Consider the following 1,219-nt stretch of genomic DNA (forward strand, 5'->3'; position numbering starts at 1 on the left):
GCATTTTATGGCCCACTTAGTGCATTTATACTAATAGTTAACAGCCTGGTCCGCGATAAGTGGTTGCCAGTGGAACGTTGCTTATAATGGATTGACCGAAAAGATAGCGTTAATCCTGCTTATACTTTAGGATTGATTGAACTTAAATCAGCGAGAAGTAATGGTTTTAAGATCATTGAGTATAGCTGAGAACAAAACCCGCGCAGTCTACCAGCTTCACCTATGACACACAATATAACCAACTCTAGCAACGACCCACTTTCATTGTTAGCGGCCAACATATCGCGCGCGACCGATTATCAGCACCCCATTGCCCCTGCAGCTTGGGGGCAAACTCAACCAAGGGATTAACACCTTCGATATCGCGGTAGCGTTGCATGGCAGACCACGTCTCTATATACCCAAGCAGGTGTGGCAGACTCCACTGACATCGCATCGCAAATGCCGGCGGCTCAACCCTATCAAAAGGAAAATCTAGCTCACGGTATCCTGTTTCCACCAAGCGCCGCTCCGCGGGCCAATAGGGCCCCAAAACATCTCGATAGAGTGAACCGATAATTTCATCCAGTTCCGGGCTAATACTCAACGTCGCGTATGACCACACCGCTATAACCCCTCCAGGTTTCAGCACTCGGCGAACCTCACGGTAAAACCTCTCAAGATCAAACCAATGCAAAGCTTGTGCAACCACGATCAGATCAACGGATTGAGGCTCGATTCCACTGTCTTCTGCACTCGCCACTCTGGCGCTAATGCCCTCCTGCAACGAACTAAACCGTTGAATTTGCGCATCACTCGCGTCGGTTGCTATGACGCGCTGAAAAAACGCCGCCAACCCCCGCGCCGCCTGACCTGTGCCCGTCGCACAATCCCATACTGTATTATTCTCGACAACCAACCCCGCTAGATAACGAAAAAGTTCGCCAGGATAGTCCGGGCGATACTGCGAATACCCCATCGATTGCTTGGAAAAATAGTCTTTGTAACTTGGTGTAGTCATCAAATGAGCTCCTGGCCATTGCTGATCCTGTAACGAGGGTAAACTAACGGACAATGACTCGACCAATTTATATGGTGTATATTCACTATTTTGCCGTTGTTTACCTCGCCATGTCGCCCGAGAATTCAATGAGTATCTAGAGTGCGGGCGGCTCGAGAACGGGTTTCTGCGGGTCCGCTGTGAAGACTGTCATCGTGAGCACTTGGTGGCTTTCAGCTG

The 1,219-nt window shown here is 49.5% G+C and carries 1 protein-coding gene and 1 pseudogene; one reads left to right on the forward strand and one right to left on the reverse strand.

What is annotated here, in order from left to right:
* Nucleotides 1–244: 244 nt before the first annotated feature.
* Nucleotides 245–1,000 (reverse strand): class I SAM-dependent methyltransferase, encoded by a 756-nt coding sequence (locus tag EYC87_RS19385; RefSeq protein WP_279254352.1) that lies wholly within the window; start codon nucleotides 998–1,000, stop codon nucleotides 245–247.
* A gap of 100 nt (nucleotides 1,001–1,100) precedes the next feature.
* Between EYC87_RS19385 and EYC87_RS19390 the strand changes: the two are divergent.
* A pseudogene (locus tag EYC87_RS19390) lies at nucleotides 1,101–1,219 on the forward strand (transposase zinc-binding domain-containing protein); the annotation flags it as partial.

Origin of the sequence: Candidatus Seongchinamella marina, assembly GCF_026262685.1 — a bacterium.
GTDB lineage: Bacteria > Pseudomonadota > Gammaproteobacteria > Pseudomonadales > Halieaceae > Halioglobus > Halioglobus marinus.